The sequence below is a fragment of the Streptomyces sp. NPDC002779 genome, assembly GCF_042888685.1.
Classification (GTDB): Bacteria; Actinomycetota; Actinomycetes; order Streptomycetales; family Streptomycetaceae; genus Streptomyces.
The window spans coordinates 1-22,456 of sequence record NZ_JBIAQC010000037.1 but is presented as its reverse complement, the minus strand read 5'-3'; the positions used below and the strand labels follow the sequence as shown (position 1 = coordinate 22,456).

Here is a 22,456-nt window from a genome sequence, read left to right as displayed (position 1 = left end):
CCTCGGCCATCTCACCAGGTGTCACACCATCACAACGACACCAACAGCCCAACAGACACGCCACTCACAAACGAAGCTGACCAAGCCCTACTAGGACGAGGAGCCGGTGAAGACCACCGTCTGCCCCCGGCGCCCGCTTCCTGTAGTGGCCCGTACCACCTCGCGTCTGGGTGAGTACGGGCCCGTACGCCTGCCGCCTACGACCGACCGCCGAGCTCCGCGCGGTCGCGCCGCCGGTCCAGGTAACCGATCGCCGGAGTCGCCATGACCCCGTGCAGCACCACCGAGAACACCACGGTGAGGGCCACGATTGCCCATAGCTCCCGTTCCAGCCCGCCGAAGGAGTCCTGCCCCAGCGCGTAGGACAGGTAGAACAGCGAACCGATGCCCCGGATCCCGAACAGGGCGACCACGGCACGCTCCTCCTTCCCTATCGGGGTCCCTATCTGTGCCAGCCACCCGGTCAGCGGCCGTACGACCAGCAACACCAGCGCGCCCAACAGCGCGCCCATCAGCGTCAGGGCGGACAAGGCGCCGGCCACCAGGTAACCGCCGAGCAGGAACAGCAGCACGGCCGTGAGCAACCGCTCGATCTGCTCGGTGAACTCGTGCAGCACCTTGTGATAGCCGTGGCTGCGCTCGGCGGCCCGGATCGCGCAGGCCGTCACGAACACGGACAGGAAGCCGTAACCATGCAACACCTCGGCGATGCCGTACGAGAGGAAGGTGGCTCCCAGCGCCACGAAGCCCTCCATGTGCTTGGACAGCCGCAGCGCGGAGGCGCGCACCCGGAAGAACATCCACCCCAGCAGCCATCCGACACCACCCCCGACGGCGAGCCCCACAGCGCACTTGCCCAGCAGGTCGGTCAGCACCCACGTACCGATCCAGTCCGCCGACCACCCCGTCCCGGCCGCAGCGGCGAGGGCGATGGCTGCGTAGACAAACGGAAAGGCGAGTCCGTCGTTGAGCCCCGCCTCACTGGTCAGGGAGAACCGCACCTCGTCCTCGTCGCGCTCGGCACCGAGCGGCTCGCCCACGCGCACTTCACCGGCCAGCACGGGATCCGTGGGCGCGAGCACGGCCCCCAGCAGCAGAGCGGCAGCGGGCGGCCAGTCGAGCATCCCCCAGGCCAGCAGGGCCACGACCGTCACCGTCAGCGGCATCGTGATGCCCAGCAACCGCCACGTACCTGACCACCGGCGCCATCCGAAGGGCCGGTCGATGGCGAGCCCCGCGCCCATCAACGACACGATCACACACACCTCGGTGGCGTGCTCGACCCACAGGCGATCAGCAATGGGATCCACGGCCGGCACGCCGACCGGCAGCAACTCGATCAAAACCCCCGCCGCGAGGAAGACCATGGGCAGTGACAGCGGCCGTCTGGACACCACCCGAGGCAGCACGGCCGCTCCCAGCGCCCCTAGGCCCAGATAGACGTAGACCACGTCCGAAAGCGTCACTGCGACCTCCTGCCCGACACGATCACTCCTAGATCACGTGTGTACCCCGTCCGCACGGATGCCTCGCCCGAATACGTCACCGAGCTCGCTGCCTGCCTGTTTGCAGCGGACAGGCGGCCGTGAGCCGACGGGCCGGCTCCGGTCAGGGTGTGCAGAACGCGTCGAGAGGGGCGGGGGTCGCGGGGAAGTCTGGTTGGCGCCCGCGTGCGCCCCTTCGGTCAGATCTTGTGGCAGCGATGAACTCCGCGTCGCGCACCGTCCCGACCTGGTCGACGGCCCTCTGGACGGCACTGGCCAGATGACGGGCCGACTGACCGACAGACCCGCGCCGTAAGGCGGTATTCGATGGAAGACCAAGCCTCCCTGCTGTCAGGCTGTGACCATGAGTCACCAGTCCAAGCGCGTACCCGACTCCTCTTGGCTGGGCAAGCCGATCGACACTCGCCCGCTGTTCGGGCCAGAGCTGGCCTCGCTCCTCGACCTGCTACGCGGGCTGCAGCGCAATGAGTGGAGCAGGGCCGCAGCCCCGGGCTGGACCGTGCACGATGTTGCCGCCCACATCCTCGGCGGCTACCAGGGCCGTCTCGGCTGGAATACCGAAAGCCCTCAGCGCGCCAGGGTGGCCGGAGAGTCGCTGGAAGCGTTCATCCACCGGGTCAACCAGGAATGGGTCGACCTCCACGCCGATCACAGCCCCGCCGAGCTCATCGAGGCGCTGGAACTGGCCGGAACCCAGGTCACCCGCCAATTCGAGGGCACGGACCTCGCCGCAACGGGTCTGGGAGTGTCCTGGGCCGGGGCCGACCCGGCCCCCAAGTGGCTTGATGTCGCCCGGGAGTTCACCGAGTACTGGACCCACCGCCAGCAGATCCGCCAGGCCACTGGCCAGGCCACCGACCCGGAGCCCAACGCTCTGTCCGCGGTCCTGGACATCTTCATGAGGGCGTTGCCCCACACACTGCGTCACACGCCCGCGCCCGCCGGGACACAACTCCAGGTAGTCATCGACGAGTCAGCCATCAGCACCTGGACCGTGACCGCCACCGCAGACCGCTGGTCCCTGGCCGAAACACCCACCGGCCGACCGACCGCATCAGTACGGCTGGACCCAGAAACTGCCTGGCGACTTTGCACCCGCAGCATCGACCCTGGCACTGCCCTCGCCCGAGCCCGCATCAGCGGAGAGCGCCAGCTCGCCGAAGCCGCCTGCCAGATCGTGTCCATCGTCTATTGATGAACTCTGCTGCATCGAGTGCCATTGCTCTGGCGTGTCGTCGTCTGCCACAGGTGGCAGACCGACATCACGCATCTGAGTTCAGTAGCGGGGTGATCGACTCACCCGGCCGTACGACGGGTGAAGGGTCCGCTGGGTGTCGCAGTTCACCTTCGGCCTGGTTGACCGGCCTCTGGGCGGGGGGCCGTTCACATATAGTCTGCGCCCACCCGGTACCGGTGCTCACCATGACTGTCTGTCAACCATGACCTTCCCTCAGCGATGAGAGCTGCTGACCATGACGTTCCGCCAGACCGCAGCCATCAGGTGACATCGACGGCCAGGACCGGCTGGCCCTCGGCGCCCGCGGCAGCGGCGCTCCGGTGCCAGGCCCTCAGCTGGCCGCTATCAATCCGGCATCCCACCGCCCGCCACGAAGTTGGACACGTCCTCACCACCGGCAACGCCTTCAGTCGACCCGCCCGCCACAACTCCGGGCACACCGCCGCCGCCGTCGCCTTCACCGTTGCCGTTGCCCCGATCTGGCCGGCCGCCGGGGCGGTGTGCGCCCTGCCGACCGCCCTGGTCGCCAACCAGCGCGTGCAGTTCGGCGCCCACTACCCCACCGACGTCGCCGCCGGCGCCGCAATCGGCCTGGCCGCTGTCGCACTGGTGCGCCGCGCGCCGCGGCTTGTGCTGCGCTGATGTAACTGACCGACCCAGCCCTTCGACGGCCACAACGGTCCCGTGCAGCAGCGCCCGGCCAGTCCTCGCGCGCGGACGGAACCCGTCCCGGCCGACCGGGGCGTAGCTACGGTGCCGGGTGAGGGGTGACGGGCACGGGTCGGCCCCGATCCCCCGCACCAAGAGCAAGATCCCCTCCGAACGCAGTACATTCATCCGCACCCCGTGATCTTGGTCTGCCAGCCTGGTTCGGTTGCCCTGGTGGGCGCTGCCCGGCGCGAGGGCGTTGTCAAGAACCAAGCAGCCCCGAATACGGCCGCAGACCGTATCGCGCCGCCAGGCTGGGCAACATGCCGGTGAACCCCACCACGCAGGTGTACGGGTGCAGCGGCGGGCTGCTCGCCGGGAGCACGCCCCAGGTCGGTCTCGTAGGCCGTGGCCGCCTCCACCCACCGATGTCGGCATGAGAAGAGCTGGCTCTGCGCCGTGGACGGTCCCGGCGCTGACTGCGTGCTTGGTGCTTCCTGTCGCCCTGCACGGCGACGGCAGTGCTGTATGCCGAGCGGGCCGGCATGCGGGAAGGGCCCCGCTCCGCCGCCAGAGGAGAAAACCTTTTATCGGACGTAATCGGACAGTTTGGGCGTCTTTGGGGTGGTGCACCCGTGCAGGGTTAGCCGAGCGCGACTGAGAAAGGATGAGGTCCCTGTGATCACCCAGGAGCAGATCTCGACCGTGATGGACCACCCGGTTCACGACGCCGACGGCAACAAGATCGGTGAGGCGAAGCACGTCTTCCTCGACGATGCCACCGGCCGCCCGGAGTGGGTGAGTGTCAAGACCGGCCTGTTCGGCATGAACGAGTCATTCGTACCGATTCGCGAGGCATCGGTGGTGGAGGACCACCTGGAGGTGCCCTACCCCAAGGACAAGGTCAAGGACGCGCCCAACGTCGACGTCGACGCCGGCGGGCACCTCTCCGAAGAGGAGGAGCACCGGCTGTACGAGCACTACGGCATCGCCTGGGACGAGGCCTGGGAGCAGGCCAACCAACCCGGCCAGGCCGGCTGGGCCCACACCGGACAGGCCGGGACGACCAGCACCTCCGCGAGGCCCGACATGCCCCCTGGCGCGGGCGGCGATGACGCCATGACGCGCTCGGAAGAGCACATGCACGTGGGCACCGAGCGCCAGGAGGCGGGCCGGGCCCGGCTGCGCAAGTACGTCGTCACCGAAGAGGTGCAGCAGACCGTTCCAGTGCACCGCGAAGAAGTCCGCGTCGAGCGTGAGCCGATAACGGACGACAACCGCGATGCGGCCCTGTCCGGGCCCGAGATCAGCGAGGCCGAGCACGAGGTCACCCTGCACGAGGAACGCCCCGTGGTGGAGACCGAGACCGTCCCGGTGGAGCGGGTGCGCATGACGACCGAGGAACACACCGACGAGGAAACGGTCCGGGGCCAGGTCCGCAAGGAGGAGATCGACACCGACGGCATCGACGACGAACACGACGGCCGCGGCATGTAGCTGCTGCTGCCAGCCGCGTGTGCAGAGCGTCGGTCCGCCCGGATCCTGCTCGGGCAGGCCGACGCCGCGTGTGCCCCCGGATCTGATCCCAACCGGCGGGCGCATGCCGCCGCAGACCCCATTGGGCGCGGGATCGAGCAGGTGCCCTGCGTGGGTGCCATCGCAGCACGGACCCGCCGGGAAGGGCCCCACCAGGGGCCCTTCAGCGTATTCGGCGCGGTGCTCAAGCACCTTGGACTCTCCCTCGCACGCCAGAGACGCGCGAGCCGACACCCAGCGATGGATCAGCCGCCCTGGCGTGGCAGCGCCTTGCCACGCCCGGCTTCGCCGAGGCCGAACGCGGAGACTGCCTGCCGGCTCGCCGTGGCGCGGATCGCGGACGTCGCGCTCTAGCAGGAGGCTTCTCTGCCCCGAGGCAGTGGAGCTTTTGCGGGTCAGGTGTCGGGTTCATCACGGTGATGAGGGCCCAGTTCAGATGAGCTTCAGCGTGCTGGGGCAGACGTTCGTAGTCGCGTGCGTTGGCGGCAGCCTTGGCGCCTTTGGGCCGGGAGACGATGCCGGGTGAGCCAGAGGCGGTAGCGGGCCCAGCCCACGAGGCCGCCAGCGTAGCCGCGGTCGAGCCCACACTCGGGTGACCACGCTCAGCCTGATTCGTACACGACGCATCGCTCGATTCGATCGCCGCCACACTTGAATCAAGCGTCTCCATCAGCCATGGTGCATGATACAAGCGCAGTGTCTGCGTTTACGTGGGCGGAGAGGTGTGGCATGGATGAGATCGACCGGGCCATCCTGCGGGAGCTGCAGGTCGACGGCAGGATCCCGTACGCCGATCTGGGGCCGAAGGTAGGGCTGTCGCCCTCGGCCGCGCGGCTGCGGTTGCAGCGTCTGATCGACACCAAGGCGGTCCAGGTCGTAGGAGTGACCGACCCGATGACCATGGGCCAGCAGGCGATGGCCCTGCTGGGGCTGCGTGTCGACGGCGATCCCCGAGCGGTTGCCGACGAGCTGTCCCGACACGACGAAGTGGTGTACACGGTCCTGACAGCCGGCGGCTTCGACCTGTTCACGGAAGTGGTGTGCCGCCACCCGCGGGATCTTCTGGACTTCATCAACGACGTCGTACGACCCATCGACGGAGTCGCATCCGTGGAGAACTTCCCCTACTTCGGGATCCACACACACCGCTTCCTGTGGCAGGTCGACTGAAGCAGCCCAGCCTCGCAGCCCCGTTCGCCCGCACCAGCCGAGGAAGCCCGCATGCAGTCCAACGAGTCCCGCACGATCGACTTCTTCACCGAGGACGCCCTTCCCGCGCCCCGCGTAGCGCCGGCCGAGGCGGAGCGCGTCGCCGCCGAGCGCCTCGGTATCACCGCTCGCGCGCAGACGCTGGGCAGCCAGCAGGACGCCAACTTTCTGCTGCATGCCGGCGATGGGACGCCCACGGCGGTTCTGAAGATCGCCAACCCCGCTTTCAGCGAAACGGAGATCGACGCCCAGGACACGGCAGCCGACCTGGTCACCGCGGCCCACCCGGAACTGCGCATCGCCACGGTCCTGCGCCATCCTGACGGCTCCCCGCGTCGCACGACGGTGGACACCCGGACCGGTCCGGCCATCGCGCGCCTGCTGCACTACCTGCCCGGCGGCACCCTCTCCGGACCTCGGCACCTGTCACCGGCCAGTGTGGCGGCCATGGGCACGATCGCCGGAAAGGTGAGCACTGCCCTGTGCGGCTTCCGGCACCCGGGGCTCGACCGCGTACTCCAGTGGGACCCGCAGCACGCCGATCGCGTCGTCGACAAGCTCGCTGGGTTCATCGACGAGCCCGACCGGCGTGCCGCCGTCCAGGACGCGACCGCCGAGGCCTGGACACACGTTCAGGACCTCGCCGCCGCATTGCCGTCGCAGGCCGTGCACCTGGACCTGACCGACGACAATCTGATCCGCTCTCCCGGCACCCTTCCGCCCCTACCGGACGGGGTGATCGACTTCGGTGACGTGACCACGAGCTGGGCGGTCGGCGAACTGGCCGTGACACTGTCCTCGTTGCTGCACCATGACGGTCTCGAGCCTCACGATGTGCTGCCGGCCGTGCGCGCATTCCACGCCGTCCGGCCGCTGTCCCGCGAGGAGGCGGAGGCGTTGTGGCCGCTGGTGATCCTGCGCGCCGCAGTCCTGGTGGTCAGTGGGCGGCAGCAAGCCGCTGTGGACGAGGACAACGCCTACGCCACGTCCGCCCTGGACCGCGAATGGCGCATATTCGAACAGGCCACCTCGCTCCCCCTGCCGGTGATGGTTCGCCTCGTCAGGGATGCGACCGACATGGCAGACGTGCCTGCCCGGACCGCACAGGCCGATGCGCCGGTACGTCCTCTCCTGCGAGGTCCCGCCCCCGGCGACATCGCCCTCCTCGATCTCTCCCCCGACGCCGAGTGCATGGACCTCGGAGCGTGGACGGACGCCGGCACCGAGGAGCGGCTGGCGGCCTCAGCGCTCGCGGACGGAGCGGTCGCGGTCGCCACTCGGTACGCCCGTACGCAGCTCACTCGCACTCAGGCGCTGTCCGCGGTGTCGACCGCCACGGTGTCCACCGGAATGCACATCTGGCTCGGCCGGGATGCCGTGCTCCAAGCGCCCGCCGCGGGCAGTGTCCTCGCCGCGGCCCCGGGCCGCATCGAACTCACCTACGGCACGCAGGTTCTGTCACTCTCCCTCGCCCACGAAGACCGGCCCGTGGTCAGCACCGGTGCGACAGTGCAGGCGGGCGAGGAGCTCGCCCGCCTCGGCTCCGGCACCACCGTCCACGTCACGGTGCGCGCTGCCGACGGCCCTGACATTCCACGCCTGGTCCGGCACGAGTACGCCCCCGGCTGGCTCGCGCTCACCGCCGACCCCGCTCCCCTCCTCGGCCTCCCGGCCGACTGCGAGCGCCCTCACGAGAGGGACCTGCTCGACCGGCGCGACGCCGTGTTCGCCACCGTGCAGGGGCACTACTACGCCAACCCTCCCCAAATCGAGCGTGGTTGGCGCCACTTTCTGCTGTCCACCGAGGGCCGTGCGTACCTGGACATCGTCAACAACGTCACACCCTTGGGGCATGCCCACCCTCGTGTCGAGCAGGCGGTTTCCCGGCAGTTGCGGCGGCTCAACACCAACTCGCGGTTCCATTACTCCTCGGTGGTGGAGTTCACTGAACGCCTCGCCGGCCTGCTCCCCGAGCCCCTGGACACGGTGTTTCTCGTCAACTCCGGTTCCGAGGCGGTGGATCTGGGCCTACGGCTGGCGATCGGGGCCTCGGGGCAGCACGATGTCGTCGCGCTGCGGGAGGCCTACCACGGCTGGACGTACGCCTCCGACGCAGTGTCCACCTCATTGCAGGACAACCCGAACGCCCTCGCCACCCGCCCCAGTTGGGTGCACACCGTGGACTCTCCCAATGCCTACCGGGGCCGGCACCGCGGCACCGACGCCGTCCTCTACGAGCCCGAGGCCGTCGCGGTACTCGACGAACTGGCCGCTTCCGGCCGCCCGGCAGGGGCATTCATCGGCGAGACCTACTACGGCAATGCCGGAGGCGTCGCCCTGCCTGACGGCTACCTCGCCGGGGTGTACGCGGCAGTGCGTCGCCACGGCGGCCTTGCCATAGCCGACGAAGTCCAAGTGGGCTACGGCCGGCTGGGCCACTGGTTCTGGGGCTTCGAGCAGCAAGGGGTCGTGCCCGACATCGTCTGCGTCGCCAAAGCCATGGGCAACGGACACCCCCTCGGCGCCGTCATCACCTCCAAGGAGGTGGCCGAACGGTACCGCGAGCAGGGCTACTTCTTCTCCTCCACCGGTGGCAGCCCCGTCTCCAGCATCGTCGGCCTCACCGTCCTGGACACCCTGCGCGACGAGGATCTCCAGGGCAACGCGGCACGTGTCGGCGGCCATCTCAAACGCCGGCTCCAGGCGCTGGCCGACCGCTACGGCATCATCGGCGCCGTGCACGGCTCGGGCCTCTACCTCGGCCTCGAACTCGTCAGGGACCGCGCCACCTTGGAGCCCGCCACCGAAGAGACCGCGGAACTCTGCGACCGCATGCTCGACCTCGGCGTCATCGTCCAGCCCACCGGAGATCACCTCAACATCCTGAAGATCAAGCCGCCCCTGTGCATCGACTCGACCGCTGCGGACTTCTTCGCCGACATGCTCGACCTGGCCCTCGGCCAACTCGGCCACGGCTAAAACCGGGGGCGACAGCGGCCTCTGCCAACGTGCCCCTGGGTGATTCTGTGTCTACGACGGATCTGACGGCACTCAGCGCCGCACTGCGAGGTACGCGGTCGTCGGGTGTGGCCGGGCAAGGCCCCCTCTGCCAGGTGCTCGCAACCGCCCCCCGGCTACAGCGAAGCGCGCACCTCGAAGGTGGACTCGAGCGGGGCGCGAAGGCACCGATGTCGGTGACAGCACCTGGCTGTGGGCATGACTGATCAGGAGTGGGCAGGCGTTCGCCAGCGGGCTGGGGTCACACCTCAGCGTGCACTATCCGCCACGCGCTGCAATTGGGACTATGCGCCAGGTGGGCCTTGCGGTGAACCGGGCGCGCTTCCGGGTTGCCGGTCGGGCTCCGGTGACGACCCGGATGCAGAGGGCTGGCTCGCTCTGACCATCTCACCGTGCGTGTGCCTCACAGTCCACGTGCTCCTGGCCTGGCTGCGAGGGCCGTGCGGTCACGGATTCCGTATCCTGGCGGCATGCGCATGCGCCCCACCCTGAGCTGGGCTCCAGCTGAGGACCTGCCGCCCGGGACCACGGATCTGGCACCGGTCGTCGATGCCCTGAGCACCGGCGGTGTGCTGGTACTTAGCGGAGCGGGCCTCTCCACCGAGTCGGGCATCCCCGACTACCGGGGCGAGGGCGGAAGCCTCGGTCGGCACACGCCGATGACGTACCAGGAATTCACTGCCAGTGCCCAGGCACGCCGCCGGTACTGGGCCCGCGGCCATCTCGGCTGGCGCACCTTCGGCCGTGCCCGCCCCAACGCCGGCCACCGGGCCGTCGCCGCGTTCGAGCGGCACGGACTACTCAAGGGTGTGATCACTCAGAACGTCGACGGCCTGCATCAAGCCGCAGGCAGTGACGACGTCGTCGAACTGCACGGCAGCCTGGAACGGATCGTCTGCCTGTCCTGCGGGGCCGTCAGCTCACGTCGTGAACTCGCCCTGCGTCTGGAGGAGGCCAATACCGGCTCCGAGCCGGTGGCGGCCGGCATCAATCCTGACGGCGATGCCGACCTCACCGACGCGCAGGTCGGGGACTTCCGCGTGATGCCCTGCGTGAACTGCGGCGGCATCCTCAAACCGGACGTCGTCTTCTTCGGTGAATCCGTCCCCCCGCCACGCGTCGAACAGTGCCGTCAGCTGGTCCGGGAAGCGACATCGCTGTTGGTTCTGGGCTCCTCGCTCACCGTGATGTCCGGGCTACGGTTCGTCCGCCAGGCATCCCAAGCCTCCACACCGGTACTCATCGTCAACCGGGATGCCACCCGGGGCGACCGGCACGCCCTCACCCGCGTCGCGCTTCCGCTGGGAGCAGCGTTGACCAGTGTGGCCGACCACCTGAATCTCTCCCTCGACGACAACCGCTGACCTCCATCGCCCCTCGCAGAGCCCGGCCGAGCCTCGCCCGCTCACCCTCCACGCCGGTCCACCGCGACTCGGGATCCTGCGCCCCCACCTGCTCCGCCCGCGCTTCGAACTCGACCGGGCCGACCGCATGCTCAGGTCTGCCCCAACCCGACTTGTGCCCGAGGCCGTCGGGAGGTCTCGTTTCGGACTCGAGCAGCTCCTCAGCCCCGCGGAAGTCAATAGCCGTGCGGGTGCCATGTGCAGGGACGGCGTTCAGCCGGTCTGACGTCGGCGTCCGGCGCCTCCGGATGTTGTCCGCCCTGCCGCTCGCGCGGTTTCGAGCGGGTCCCGCCAGGACGTCACGGTCGGCCGTCGACGTAGAGGCCGCCGCCTCTCGCGTTCTGTCATTCCACCCCATATGCCGTGCTCAATGCCGTAGTCCAGGGCATGAGCAAGGCACTCGGTGCGTACGGGGCAGCTGTTGCAGACCGCTTTCGCCCGGTTCTGGGCTGCGCCTTCGACGAAGAGTTCGTCGGGATCGGCGATGCGGCACGCCGCCCTGCTCTCCAGTCGTCCGCGCCGATACGCCTCCCTCATGCGCTCCTCCCCCGGCTGGCACAGGAGGTCCTCGCACCAAGACGTTGCGCTGACCTGACCGTAGGCCCATCACACAACAGCGCCACTCCCGGGAGTCCCAGCAATCCCTATAAGTGGGCCCTGTTGCAGGCGCGGCGGCTTCCCGGCCACACGACATTCCGGGGCACGGGAGGCGGCCTCGCGCCTCCTCGGGAGTGCCCTGCGCACGCGCAGTCGGTGAGCGTACGCGGGTGCGGTGGCGGATCCGCACCAGGCGCAGCAAAAGGATGCGAGGTGTGGCCGAAGGTCATGTGCCCTCCGGCTGCACCCCTGCATGCCTTCTCGTACTTCTCCGCGGGGACTTGCGATTCCTAGATTTCTCGACGTCACCACCGAGAGATGAGGACCTATGCACTTTCGCTCTGCGGCCATCGTGTCCTTGCTGATGGCACCGTTTTTGGCCGTTCCGGCGGCCGCCCGGACCGGCCCCGCCGACCTCAAGGTCCCCGGCGCCGAGTACACCGTCACCGCCGACCTCCCCGATCTGACGACCACGGGCACACGCCTGACCGGGCACACCGATCCCGCCGACTGGGCGGGCCTGGAAGCCCCGGGTACCACGACCCCGTCCGGGGTCCCCGGCGTCCAGATCGACGGCTACTTCCCCGACTCCTCCACCACCAACACCAACCACGGCTGGAATCACGACAGCCAGTTCGTCATCCGGCTGCCCGACGACTGGAACGGAGGGCTCGTCGTCGCGGGGCCGCCGGGACTGCGCGAGCAGTACGCCAATGACCGCATCATCAGCGATCAAGTCCTCACCAAGGGCTATGCCTACGCGGCCACCGACAAGGGAAACACCGGCCCTGAGATCTACAAGGACGGTGAACGCCCCGGGGACGCCATCATGGAATGGCACCGCAGAGTCACCCAACTCACCCTCGCCGCAAAGAAGGTGGCGGACCAGCACTATGGCCGCACACCGCGCCGCACCTACGCGGCAGGCCTGTCCGCGGGCGGGTACCTCGTCCGCTGGCAGCTTGAACACCGACCCGACCTCTACACCGGCGGACTCGACTGGAACGCCCTCACCTTCACCACGGACGGCGGCCTGCTCGCCACCCTCCCCCCAGCTCTGCGCGCCTACCCACGCTTCAAGGAAGGCGACCGCTCCGCGCACGCCGCCATGCTCGCCGCGGGCTACCCTGCCGGCTCCGAGCGGCAGTGGGAATGGCACCACAAAAATCAGTGGGACCTCCTCCAGCGGGTGATCCGCGAGGAACTCGACCCCGCCTACGACGGGCCCGCCCAGGCAGGCACCCCCCTGTGCCCCGAAGGCACCGGGGCCGGCTGCGACACCGACTACGACTTCGCCTCCCGCCCCCGCGCGGTGCACAAGGCCGTGAAACGGATCGCGCTCACCGGCAACATCCGGCGCCCGCTCATCAGCATTCAGGGCGACCTCGACGCTCTCACCCCACCCGCCACCTTCGGTGACGCCTACCACCGCATGGTCACCGACGCGGGCCGCGCCCACCTGCACCGCTACACAACCGTTCCCGGCGGCGCCCACACCGACGGTCTCGTCGCCCTCGACCAGCAGCACCTGCGCCCGATGCTCGACAACTTCACCGCGGCACTGAACGACCTCGAATCATCAACACGCCCCTCCTGACCACCCCACCCGACCACTCGGGCGCAAGCGGCACCAGGGCCTGATGAGCACAGCTGCGCTGCGCTCATCAGGTTCTTGCAACATATGGTCGTTCGCCCCCGAGGGCGAGGTCTGTTGCTCGCTGTATCGCGAAGCTCCTCGGCGTCTCCAGAAACACGATCTGCAACTACGCGCCTGGGGTGGAGGGCGGTCGCCTCACCTGGACAGAGCCAGTCCCAACGCCGCGACACTCGCCGTACGGGACAAGGCATCCACCGTCGAGCCGTGCTCACCACGTGCCGACGGTCGGCCACCCCCCTCCCCGAAGTCACGTCGTGGCCCAGGGGGCGCTGACGCCGCGACCGTCATGGTCATGACCATTGGCACTCGGTCTCGACCTTTGCGTTGGACGCCTGGGGCATCTCAATGTCGATCTCGTCGTTCGTTATAATGAACGCAGAGTTCATCGACTTTAGCGAGGTGGCATGCAGACCCCCGCCTACTACGCGGACACGTACAAGGAGCAGGCCCAGACCCAGGTCGCTGCAACAGGCGAGCACGACGGCGCAGCGTGGGTGGCGGTCGAGCACTGTCTGTTCCACCCACAGGGTGGTGGTCAACCGGCCGACCGCGGGTGGGTGGATGGCCACGAGATCGTCCCCGTGCGGGACCACGACTCCGGACTGGTCGTGGCGGTGACCCGCGGCGAGACGCCGCTGCCGGTCTTCTCGGTCGGGCAGCCGGTCGAGGTTCGCATCGACTTTCCGACGCGTCTCGCGCATGCCGCCCTGCATACCGCCGGCCACCTGATCGAGGCGGCCGGACGAGCACAGGGCTGGGTGCTGGCTGCCAACAACCACTTCCCCGGCCAAGCCCGGATCGAGTTCACCGCGCCGAGGCCAGACGCCCGCCTGGACACCCCGGAAGGCAGGGAGGCGGCCACCGAAGCCCTGAGGACGGAAGTCGCCAGGGCTATCGCCGAGGACCTGCCCGTGACCTGGGAGAACGACGCCGAGGGACGCCGTGTCGTACACCTGGCCTACGTGCACTCGGCTCCGTGCGGGGGAACCCACGTGCGCAGCCTCGGCGACCTCGTCGACGTCGTACTGCCGACACTGAAGGTCAAAAAGGGCCGCATCCGCGTCTCCTACAGCGCCGCCCACCGGGAGCGGTGATGACGCCGCCCACGGGAGATCGCCGGCCCGCCAGCAGCACCGCGATCGCGGTCGGCGCGCAGATCCGCCAGCGCCGCGAGCAACGCGGCATGAGCAGTGCCGAGCTGGCCCGCAGGGCGGGGCTGGGCAAGGCGACGCTGTCGAAGCTGGAGGCCGGGCGGGGAAACCCGACGATCGAAACCCTCGACGCGCTCGCGATCGCTCTGCGCATTCCATTGACCGACCTCCTGGCCCGAGACACCGACCCGGGGCCGGTGTTCGTACCCGGCACCGACCTGGCCGGCGGCGAAGTGGGCCGCGAACTGCTGCGCCGTATCAGCAGCGGCAACAGTCTGGAGATCTGGCGGCTGCGCATGCCCCCCGAAACACACCTGGACGGCGTGCCGCACGCGACCGGCACCATCGAGCACCTGCTCGTCGCCTCCGGTCACCTCACTGCCGGACCCGCCGACGCCCCCACCGACCTCCACCCCGGCGACCTGCTGGCCTTCGCGGGAGACGCCCCGCACGTCTACCGCACCGGTCCCGAGGCGGCCGACGTCACCGTCGTCATCGCCTCCCCCATCACCACCTGAAAGACACCCATGCCCATGAACGTCCTCCCCTCCACCACGTCCCAGCGGAGGCTCTCAGCACTTGTGGCTGACGAATACGCGGGGCACGGGTGAACCGCTGTCGTCCAGGACCTCGTTCTGGGGGAAGACCTGCGCCACTACGTCACCAGGGTGCGCACACGTTCTTTGTACGTCGTTGTGCTGTCTCCCTCGGCCGATGTGGTGCGGAGGCGGGACGCCGAACGGCCGAAGTCGGGGTACGGGGCCTGGACGGTCGAGGCATTCGACCAGTTTCTGCAGGCGAGACTCCGAGGATCGGGCTCTGGCTGGACACCTCGGAGCAGAGACCGGATCGGACGGTCTCGGCAATCTTGGACAACCTCTCCGCCGCTCGCGTGGACCGCTGAGCCGCCGTTCCGGTACTGAGCGAACGCAAGCAGAACAGCGTAGGCACCTCCCTCTTGCACCGAGTCCCGCAGCAGCTGAAGGAAGGTCTGCACTTCGCCGCCTCCGCGCTGCCGTCGTCGCCCCCGTCACCTGCCAATGGCGCGATCCGTCCAGACCGCTGTAGTCCCAGGTGAGGCGTTCCGCTATCCACGTGTCCAGGGGCTGGTCGGCGGGATTCCACGAGGCGAGCGAGAGCAGCACCGCGGCATCGCCCCTCCGGCACTCCCCCGCCGGGCACCCCACGGGGGCCTGAGCTCGCGCTTCGCCGGTCCGTCGGCCTGTTCGGCGCAGCGTCATGGGTCTGCTCGTTACTCCACGGCGCGGCCGATGAGTTTGTGGCTTCCGGACGGTCCAAGCTCGTGACAGCCCAGGAAAGGAAACCGCCATGTCGGAGCTTCTCGTCGACTTCATCACCTCCCTCGACGGCTACGCATCGGGAGAGGGGTGGCCCGGGTTTTGGGGGCTGGAGGGTCCGGAGTACCTCGCGTGGCTCGGTGAGCAGCCCGAGGCCACCTACCTGATGGGAGCGAACACCTACCGCCTGATGTCGGGCTTCGCTGCAGGTGAGGTCCCGGCTGGCCAAGATGAGTTCAGGCCCGAAGAAGAGGCGTCCGTCGACGAGCTCACGCAGGCGTCCAAGGTGGTGTTCTCCTCGTCGCTCGAGGAGCCACTGACGTGGGCCAACTCCACGCTCGTCCGCGACGACGCCGTCGAGGCGGTCCGCGCCATGAAGTCGAGTGGCTCGGGGCTCCTCAGCACGATCGGCAGCCTCAGCCTGTGCCGGTCCCTGCTACGAGCCGGACTCGTCGACCGCTTCCGTGTCGTGATGTTCCCGGTGATCACCGGGGCCACGGGCGAGGAACGCATCTACGACGGCTATCCGGACGTTGCCCTGGAGATGATCGATCACCGCACCTTCGACGGGCGCATCCAGCTGGTCGAGTACAAGCCGCGCGTGCTCGAGCACCCGCCGCTCCACGTCCCTGCGTGACGTCGCCCCGCGCGGCGCCGGGCTGGACAGCCCCCAGGCCGGCGCCGGCGGCCGACCCCGCCGTGAGCGCGGCACCATCCAGCCCACGTCGACGGGGACCAGCGCCCGCCACCCGCCGCCGGCTGCGTGCCGAGCTCCTGGCGCACGGCCAGGCAGCGCAGCCGGAGGCCGGGCTGCCTGGATCGCGTGGCGACGGTCTGATGTCACGGGCATACACCGCCCGCAACGGGATCTGACCGAACCCGGCGATGCCGCCGGTGCAACCGAAGGTCTGAACCAAAACCAGGAATCAGGCCGCGACAAGCTCCTGCTCGCGGTCCGGCGCTGTGACCTTGGGCTTCTTGTTCGGAAGCGAGAGGCGCACGACCTTGCGCCACGCGGAGTACACCTGCTTGGGCAGCGGTCCGGTCACGTACTCCAGCTCGTACTTCTCGAACAACGCGCGCACCTTCACCGCGACCTCGGCATACCGGTTGCTCGGCAGGTCCGGGAACAGGTGGTGCTCGATCTGGTGCGAGAGGTTGCCGGTCATGAAGTGCATGGCCTTGCTGCCGCTGATGTTCGCCGAGCCCATCATCTGGCGCAGGTACCACTGGCCGCGCGTCTCGCCCTTGATCGACCGGCGCTCGAAGACCTGTACGCCCTCGGGGAAGTGCCCGCACATGATCACCGAGTGGGACCAGAGATTGCGGACCAGGTTCGCGGTGAACGTGGCGGCGAGCGTGGTGAGGAACGACGGGCCCGACAGCGCCGGGTGGATCACGTAGTCCTTGAGCACCTGCTTGCGGATCTTGCGGCCCACGGCCTTGGCCCGCGCGCGGAACTCCGGGTCCTTGCGGCGGCGCTTGTTCAGGTTCTTGCCCAGTTCCAGGTCGTACGCTGCGATGCCGTACTCGAAGAAGCAGGCGTTGATGAAGTTCCACAGCGGCTGGCCCAGGTGGAAGGGGTGCCACTTCTGGTCCTCGTCGACGCGCATGATGCCGTAGCCGAGGTCGTTGTCCTTACCGAGCACGTTGGTGTACGTGTGGTGCAGCTCGTTGTGCGAGTGCTTCCACTGCTCGGCCGGCGAGACGTGGTCCCAATCCCAGGTGGAGGAGTGGATCTTCGGGTCCCGCATCCAGTCCCACTGGCCGTGCAGGACGTTGTGGCCGATCTCCATGTTGTCCATGATCTTCGCCACGGACAGCCCGGCGGTGCCGATCAGCCACGCGGGCGGGAAGAACGAGAACAGCAGCACGCCCCTGCTGGCCAGCTCGAGCTTGCGCTGCGCCGAGATGACCTTGCGGATGTAAGCGGCGTCTTTCTCGCCGCGGCTGGCGATCACCTCGTCGCGGATCGCGTCCAGCTCGCGGCCGAGCTCCTCGATCTGCTCCGCGGTCAGGTGGGCGGTGGGGTCGATTGCAGTCAAGGTGTTCCTAACGTTCGATGTCACAGGGGCCCGCGGCGGCGGACACGCAGGTCTGGATGAGGACGCCCGGTTCGGCCTCGGTGATGTCGCCGGTGCGCAGGTCACGGACGGCGCCCGCCTTGAGCGGCGTGATGCAGCCGAAGCAGATGCCCATGCGGCACCCGGAGGGCATGAGCACGCCGGCCTCTTCGCCGACGTCCAGCAACGGCGTCGCGCCATCCGCGTCGACGGTCTTGCCGGTGGTGCTGAAGGTGACCTCGCCGCCGTCACCGGCGACGACGATGCTGGGGCGGAAGCGTTCGGTGTGCAGGCGCTCCTGGACGCCGTGCTTGCTCCAGTGCTCTTCGGCGGCGTCGAGCAGTCCCGCGGGCCCGCAGGCCCAGGTCTCGCGCTCGGCCCAGTCGGGCACGACTTCGTCGAGACGGGCGATGTCGAGCATGCCGTCTGTGTCGGTGTGCACCTCGGTGAGCTGCAGCTTCTTGTCCGCGGCCAGGTCATGCAGTTCGTTGCGGAAGATCACGTCGTGCGGCCGGGGCGCGCAGTGGACCATGACGACGTCGTCGAATTCGGTGTCGCGCAGCATGCCCATGACGGGCGTGATGCCGCTGCCGGCCGTCAGGTAGAGCACCTTGGCGGGCTTGGCCTGCGGCAGCACGAAGTCACCGGTCGCCTGGTCGAGCTGGATCAGCGTGCCCGGTTTCGCCCTGCGGACCAGGTAGTTGCTGACTTTGCCGTCCGGGATCGCCTTCACGGTGATCGTGACGCGGCCGTCCTTGCGGTGAGTCGGTGAGGTGAGCGAGTAGGCACGCCACAGGCGCACCCCGTCGACATCGACTCCGATCCGCACGTACTGGCCGGCTGTGTGGCCGCGCCAGCCCCGTCCCGGTCTGATCACGATGGTCGCGGCGTCACCCGTCTCGGGGTGCACGGCCTCGATGCGCCCCCGCAGGTCAGCGCCCGCACGCAGCGGGCTGACCAGGTCGAGGTAGTCAGACGGCAGCAGCGGCGTGGTGACCATCTCCAGTAGTTTCCACGCCCTGCTTCGGAGGGCTGTACTCGTCATGGTTCCAGCTTGCTGCGCCTCAAGGCGTAAAGTCCTGACCGCAGGACGTAAAGCTGATCGGCTGAATTGTTCGTAGGGGATAAAAAGTGAGCCATGTGATCCGCAGGGCCAGTGAACTGGCCCTGGATGAGACGACGGTCACAGCACTTCGGGCAGCGCTGAAGTCCACCGCCGACGAGGTCGTCCAGGCGATCATCGACGAGGTCCCTTCGTACGCCAACGCCCTCTCGGGCCATATGGGCGCCACCATCCGCCGAGCCGTCCGCACCGCCCTGGGACACTACCTGGACCTCGCGAGCGGGAACGCCACGGATGGTGGCGGCGGTGACGCGGCCTACGAGCTGGGCCGCGGCGAGGTCCGCGACGGCCGTTCGATGGACGCCCTGCTCAGCGCCTACCGCGTCGGTGCCCGCGTGGCCTGGCGATGCCTGGCAGCCGGCGCCGTAACCGCAGGTCTGCCCGCCGCCGACGTCGCCAAGTTCGCCGAGCTGACCTTCGCCTACATCGACGAGCTCTCCGCCGCGAGCGCCGCGGGCCACGCCGACGAACTGGCCGCCCGGGGCAGGGATCACGAGCGCCACCTGGAGCACCTGGCTCGCGACATCCTCGCCGGTGCGAGCCCGGACGTACTGCTGGTCTCTGCGCAACGGGCCGGGTGGCAGCCCCCGGTTTCCCTGACCGCGGTCCTGCTGCCCGCCGCCCAGGCCCGGCCTGCCTATCGCGCGCTCGATCCGAGCACCCTCGTCCTCGACGATCTGCCGGACGCCACCGGCGTGCTGCTCGTCCCTGATGCCGACCGATCACATCTCTTGCGGCAACTGACCGACCGCAACGCCGTGGTCGGCCCGGCCCGGCCATGGACTCGCGCGTCCGCCTCGTACGCGCGAGCCGCACGCGCGCGCTCTCTTTCCTCCGATATTCGCGACACCGAGGACCACCTGCCCGAGCTGGTGCTGAGCGCCGACATGGACGCGTTCGCAGACCTGCGTGCCCGAGCCCTCGCACCGTTGCGGACCTTGCCCGTCGCGACCGCGCGGCGGCTGGAGGAGACGTTGCGGGCGTGGCTGCTGCACCAGGGCAGGCGGGAGGAGGTGGCGGCGGAGTTGTTCGTCCATCCCCAGACCGTTCGGTACCGGATGACGCAGCTGCGGGAGCTGTTTCCGGATCTCGCATCGCCGCAGCGGGTCCTTGAACTGACGCTGGCAGTCGGTCTTCGGGGGAGCTGACGCGTACGTCGACCGGCTACGTGCGCCGCCCAGATCGAGCTCTTCCTCGCCTACGCATCCGGCTGCGGACGAACGCTGATCGTCCGGTGCCGGTATCTGCAGCGACTGCCGATACAGCACCGAAGTATCCCCAGCACATGTCCTTCATGTACGGGCCGCACCAGTTGCTGTTCGCGCACAGAGTCATGCCAGGTCAGGTAGGTGAGCGGCATGGTGGACGTAGCACCGCCCCGATGCTGTACCGGGCGCCTCGGAGCCTGCAGGGCCAGTGCACCGAGCCGTGGTCCGACGCCTCCTGCACTCGTCCAACCCGAAATGCGATGACAACGGCCAACTGGATTGCAGTCTCGCAGTCACTCGCGTTGCAGACTGGGGCATCGTCACTCGTTCGCACACCGGGCAGCGCGGGAGCGGCCGCTGTGCGGCTCTTGACCCTCACCTGACGTCAGGCTGCATAGTCGAAGCCGTGGAAGATCACTGGACCGTGGGACGCGTGGCCGAGCTGGCCGGCGTGAGCGTCCGCACGCTGCATCACTATGACGCGATCGGGCTCGTGCGCCCCTCGGCGCGGACAGCGGCCGGGTACCGGGCCTATGCCGCGGATGACGTGCAGCGGCTCAGACAGGTGCTGGCCTACCGGCGACTGGGCTTTGGTCTGCGGGAGGTGGCAGCACTGGTGGACGATGCGTCCACCGACGTGGTCGCGCACCTGCGCCAACTGCGCGGCCTGCTGCTGGAGCGGCGTGATCGCGCCGACGCCATGGTGGCGGCCATCGACAGCGAGCTTGCCGCACGGGCGCAGGGATGGACGGTGACACCGCAGGAGCAACTGCAGATGCTCGGTGCACAGCTGTACGACGCCATCGGCGGCGCCTACACCGCGACACGGCGCGCCGATCCCCGGATCGCCGCGCAGATCCTGAACGCGCTCGGAGACGCGCAGACGGTGCTGAACGTCGGCGCCGGCACCGGTTCCTACGAGCCCGCCGACCGCGACGTGATTGCGGTGGAGCCCTCGACGGTCATGCGCGGGCAGCGGCCTGCAGGAGCGGCGCCGTGTGTGGCCGCCGCTGCGGAACATCTGCCGTTCGAGGACCAGTCCTTCGACGTTGCCATGGCTGTCTCCACCGTCCACCACTGGGAGGATCCCATGGCGGGGCTGTGCGAGATGCGGCGCGTGGCCCGCCGCATAGTGGTGCTCACCTTCGACACCGACGAGCCCGGATGGCAAGAGCGGTTCTGGCTCACCCGCGACTACCTGCCCGAATTCGCCGACGTCCTCGCAGGATTTCCCTCCCTCGCCACGATGGCAGACGCCACCGGAGCCCGGGCCGAGCAGGTACCCGTCCCGTGGGACTGCGCCGATGGCCTGTTCGAAGCGTACTGGCGCCGGCCGTCGGCCTACCTGACCGACCACGTCCGCCGGGCGATGTCGGTGTGGACGAAGGTCGGACCGGAAGCCGAGCAGCGAGCGGTACAAAACCTCAGCGACGACCTCGACTCCGGCCTCTGGACCGAACGCAACCGCAACCTGACGAACCTCCAGACGGCAGACCTCGGCCTGCGCCTGCTCGTATCCTGAACCGCACACCAGTCACGGCCCTCACCGGCGCCCGCCCAACAGACGGCGGTGCCTTACGGATTGCCAGGGCGAGCAATGCACCACCAGCTGTGATCCGCCAGACACGCACAAAATGCTGGACACCATGGTTCGGGACCCGTCTTTCGGTGCCGCGCCTTGTGCCCCGCCCTCGGCAGCGCACAAATCCCTACCGGACCTTGCCCGCTGATGCAGCTTGCGATCAACCAGCCGGTGAGTGCCGACAAGAGATGGTGGCCGCGGGAGCAGTGGCCTGATCTGGCTCTCCCTGGTGGGGCTGTGGCAGCGCGAGTTGGCATGTGGCCAGCTCGCGGTTGCGTTGAAACTCCGCCGGGACACCCCGAGCACCGGCTCGCGGTCCTCCTGGTCCCACGCGGGCGCAATCGCCTGGTCCATTGCGTCTGATCCGATCACCGCGGCGGACCGTCTTGCCCGGGAAGTCAGGGGTGGGACCGGCCCGACGGCCGGTCTCACCTAATGTCGTCGCCAGCGATCAGATCGGCGGGTTCGCCTCAAGAGACGTTGTCGGCTTCCCGCGTTTTCAGGTCTCCGGCCGACTTCCCTGGCTTTCGAGCCACGAGGTATGCCTGCTGGCCTTGCCGGGGCTTCTCCTGCTCATTGGGCTCGCGGATCAGCCGGGCGTCCACCACGAGCCCGGTCTGGCTCAGCAGCTCAGCAATGCGGTCGGGGGACATCCAGTAGACGTCGAGGGAGATCTCGTGCCCGTATGCATGCTCCAAGCGGCGGAGCCTGTCACCGGCCTTGAAGGCAATCAGCAGATGGCCACCCGGAGCCAGCACGCGGTGGAACTCTGCGAACACAACTGGCAGCAGCTCCGGAGGGGTATGGACGATTGAGTACCAGGCGATGATGCCGCCAAGACTGCCATCCGCCAGGTCCAGGTCGGTCATCGACCCTTCGTCGAACCGCAGGTCCGGATACCTGCGACGGGCGATCGCAACCGTCTCCGGCGACAGGTCGATGCCGAACGTGGTCACCCCGAGGGACTGAAGGTGTGCCGTCACATGGCCGGGCCCGCAACCGAGATCAGCCACGGGCCCGACGTCGAGGGCCCGCGTGAGTTCGGCAAACGTGCCTATCATCGCGCGGCCGTATAGGTCGCCCTCGAACGTAGGGGGCACGAGCTTGGCGTAGTCGACGGCAACAGGGGCGTTGACCCCTGATGTTGAACACACGAGACACTGGATCCTGAGGATCTGAGAACGGACATCTCGTGGTCATGAAGAACTACCCGCCGGAGTT

At 68.6% G+C, this 22,456-nt stretch carries 17 protein-coding genes and 1 pseudogene; 13 read left to right on the top strand and 5 right to left on the bottom strand.

The features are described 5' to 3' along the window. Positions 1 to 197 precede the first annotated feature (197 nt). Complete coding sequence (locus ACFYW5_RS36650) at positions 198 to 1,466, bottom strand: cation:proton antiporter (protein ID WP_389421477.1); 1,269 nt, start codon at positions 1,464 to 1,466, stop codon at positions 198 to 200. 382 nt (positions 1,467 to 1,848) lie between these two features. On the opposite strand from ACFYW5_RS36650, the gene ACFYW5_RS36645 reads away from it, so the two are divergent. From ACFYW5_RS36645 to ACFYW5_RS36620, 6 genes are all read left to right on the top strand, one after another. After that, positions 1,849 to 2,700 (top strand): maleylpyruvate isomerase family mycothiol-dependent enzyme, encoded by an 852-nt coding sequence (locus ACFYW5_RS36645; RefSeq protein WP_389421476.1) that lies wholly within the window; start codon positions 1,849 to 1,851, stop codon positions 2,698 to 2,700. A gap of 306 nt (positions 2,701 to 3,006) precedes the next feature. Further along, positions 3,007 to 3,384 (top strand): phosphatase PAP2 family protein, encoded by a 378-nt coding sequence (locus ACFYW5_RS36640; protein WP_389421475.1) that lies wholly within the window; start codon positions 3,007 to 3,009, stop codon positions 3,382 to 3,384. Between the two features lie 684 nt (positions 3,385 to 4,068). After that, on the top strand, positions 4,069 to 4,887 hold the full coding sequence (locus tag ACFYW5_RS36635) for a PRC and DUF2382 domain-containing protein (RefSeq protein ID WP_389421474.1): 819 nt from the start codon (positions 4,069 to 4,071) through the stop codon (positions 4,885 to 4,887). Positions 4,888 to 5,655: 768 nt separating this feature from the next. Beyond that, the gene (locus ACFYW5_RS36630; protein ID WP_389421473.1) at positions 5,656 to 6,096 is read left to right on the top strand and encodes an Lrp/AsnC family transcriptional regulator; all 441 of its coding nucleotides are present in this window, start codon (positions 5,656 to 5,658) and stop codon (positions 6,094 to 6,096) included. A 51-nt stretch (positions 6,097 to 6,147) separates the two neighbouring features. Further along, positions 6,148 to 9,114, top strand: a complete 2,967-nt coding sequence (locus ACFYW5_RS36625) for an aminotransferase (RefSeq protein WP_389421472.1) — start codon at positions 6,148 to 6,150, stop codon at positions 9,112 to 9,114. A gap of 509 nt (positions 9,115 to 9,623) precedes the next feature. After that, entirely contained in the window at positions 9,624 to 10,517 is an 894-nt protein-coding gene (locus ACFYW5_RS36620) for an NAD-dependent protein deacetylase (protein ID WP_389421471.1), read from the top strand. Between the two features lie 252 nt (positions 10,518 to 10,769). Here the strand turns inward: ACFYW5_RS36620 and ACFYW5_RS36615 are convergent, their stop codons facing one another. Beyond that, a complete protein-coding gene (locus ACFYW5_RS36615) occupies positions 10,770 to 11,093 on the bottom strand; it encodes a WhiB family transcriptional regulator (protein ID WP_389421470.1) in 324 nt (107 codons plus the stop codon). Positions 11,094 to 11,517: 424 nt separating this feature from the next. On the opposite strand from ACFYW5_RS36615, the gene ACFYW5_RS36610 reads away from it, so the two are divergent. From ACFYW5_RS36610 to ACFYW5_RS36590, 5 genes and pseudogenes are all read left to right on the top strand, one after another. Continuing rightward, positions 11,518 to 12,750 (top strand): tannase/feruloyl esterase family alpha/beta hydrolase, encoded by a 1,233-nt coding sequence (locus ACFYW5_RS36610; protein ID WP_389421469.1) that lies wholly within the window; start codon positions 11,518 to 11,520, stop codon positions 12,748 to 12,750. Between the two features lie 464 nt (positions 12,751 to 13,214). Further along, entirely contained in the window at positions 13,215 to 13,904 is a 690-nt protein-coding gene (locus tag ACFYW5_RS36605; protein ID WP_389421468.1) for a metal-dependent hydrolase, read from the top strand. Then, a complete protein-coding gene (locus tag ACFYW5_RS36600; RefSeq protein WP_389421467.1) occupies positions 13,904 to 14,479 on the top strand; it encodes a helix-turn-helix domain-containing protein in 576 nt (191 codons plus the stop codon). Before ACFYW5_RS36605 ends, ACFYW5_RS36600 begins: the two co-directional genes overlap by 1 nt. Before the next feature lie 42 nt (positions 14,480 to 14,521). Then, a pseudogene (locus ACFYW5_RS36595) lies at positions 14,522 to 14,865 on the top strand (phosphotransferase); the annotation flags it as partial. Positions 14,866 to 15,290: 425 nt separating this feature from the next. Then, the gene (locus tag ACFYW5_RS36590) at positions 15,291 to 15,896 is read left to right on the top strand and encodes a dihydrofolate reductase family protein (RefSeq protein ID WP_389421466.1); all 606 of its coding nucleotides are present in this window, start codon (positions 15,291 to 15,293) and stop codon (positions 15,894 to 15,896) included. A 289-nt stretch (positions 15,897 to 16,185) separates the two neighbouring features. Here the strand turns inward: ACFYW5_RS36590 and ACFYW5_RS36585 are convergent, their stop codons facing one another. Together ACFYW5_RS36585 and ACFYW5_RS36580 are read right to left on the bottom strand one after the other, a co-directional pair. Continuing rightward, positions 16,186 to 17,304 carry a fatty acid desaturase family protein gene (locus ACFYW5_RS36585; RefSeq protein ID WP_389421465.1) on the bottom strand — a complete coding sequence of 373 codons (1,119 nt, stop codon included), beginning with the start codon at positions 17,302 to 17,304 and terminating at the stop codon, positions 16,186 to 16,188. A gap of 7 nt (positions 17,305 to 17,311) precedes the next feature. Then, on the bottom strand, positions 17,312 to 18,367 hold the full coding sequence (locus ACFYW5_RS36580; RefSeq protein ID WP_389421464.1) for a ferredoxin reductase: 1,056 nt from the start codon (positions 18,365 to 18,367) through the stop codon (positions 17,312 to 17,314). An 86-nt stretch (positions 18,368 to 18,453) separates the two neighbouring features. Here ACFYW5_RS36580 and ACFYW5_RS36575 point away from each other — a divergent pair, with 86 nt between their 5' ends. Beyond that, positions 18,454 to 19,593, top strand: a complete 1,140-nt coding sequence (locus ACFYW5_RS36575) for a helix-turn-helix domain-containing protein (RefSeq protein WP_389421463.1) — start codon at positions 18,454 to 18,456, stop codon at positions 19,591 to 19,593. A 484-nt stretch (positions 19,594 to 20,077) separates the two neighbouring features. Continuing rightward, positions 20,078 to 21,175 carry a MerR family DNA-binding transcriptional regulator gene (locus ACFYW5_RS36570; RefSeq protein WP_389421479.1) on the top strand — a complete coding sequence of 366 codons (1,098 nt, stop codon included), beginning with the start codon at positions 20,078 to 20,080 and terminating at the stop codon, positions 21,173 to 21,175. A 530-nt stretch (positions 21,176 to 21,705) separates the two neighbouring features. On the opposite strand, the gene ACFYW5_RS36565 is transcribed toward ACFYW5_RS36570, so the two are convergent. Then, complete coding sequence (locus ACFYW5_RS36565; RefSeq protein WP_389421478.1) at positions 21,706 to 22,296, bottom strand: class I SAM-dependent methyltransferase; 591 nt, start codon at positions 22,294 to 22,296, stop codon at positions 21,706 to 21,708. Between the last annotated feature and the right edge of the window lie 160 nt (positions 22,297 to 22,456).

What these genes read in the sequence shown, in the direction of transcription:
- ACFYW5_RS36645 (WP_389421476.1), top strand. Translation starts at nt 1,849, where the DNA reads ATGAGTCACCAGTCCAAGCGCGTACCCGACTCCTCTTGGCTGGGCAAG.
- ACFYW5_RS36630 (WP_389421473.1), top strand. Translation starts at nt 5,656, where the DNA reads ATGGATGAGATCGACCGGGCCATCCTGCGGGAGCTGCAGGTCGACGGC.
- ACFYW5_RS36625 (WP_389421472.1), top strand. Translation starts at nt 6,148, where the DNA reads ATGCAGTCCAACGAGTCCCGCACGATCGACTTCTTCACCGAGGACGCC.
- ACFYW5_RS36620 (WP_389421471.1), top strand. Translation starts at nt 9,624, where the DNA reads ATGCGCATGCGCCCCACCCTGAGCTGGGCTCCAGCTGAGGACCTGCCG.
- ACFYW5_RS36615 (WP_389421470.1), bottom strand. Translation starts at nt 11,093, where the DNA reads ATGAGGGAGGCGTATCGGCGCGGACGACTGGAGAGCAGGGCGGCGTGC.
- ACFYW5_RS36610 (WP_389421469.1), top strand. Translation starts at nt 11,518, where the DNA reads ATGGCACCGTTTTTGGCCGTTCCGGCGGCCGCCCGGACCGGCCCCGCC.
- ACFYW5_RS36605 (WP_389421468.1), top strand. Translation starts at nt 13,215, where the DNA reads ATGCAGACCCCCGCCTACTACGCGGACACGTACAAGGAGCAGGCCCAG.
- ACFYW5_RS36600 (WP_389421467.1), top strand. Translation starts at nt 13,904, where the DNA reads ATGACGCCGCCCACGGGAGATCGCCGGCCCGCCAGCAGCACCGCGATC.
- ACFYW5_RS36590 (WP_389421466.1), top strand. Translation starts at nt 15,291, where the DNA reads ATGTCGGAGCTTCTCGTCGACTTCATCACCTCCCTCGACGGCTACGCA.
- ACFYW5_RS36580 (WP_389421464.1), bottom strand. Translation starts at nt 18,367, where the DNA reads ATGACGAGTACAGCCCTCCGAAGCAGGGCGTGGAAACTACTGGAGATG.
- ACFYW5_RS36565 (WP_389421478.1), bottom strand. Translation starts at nt 22,296, where the DNA reads ATGATAGGCACGTTTGCCGAACTCACGCGGGCCCTCGACGTCGGGCCC.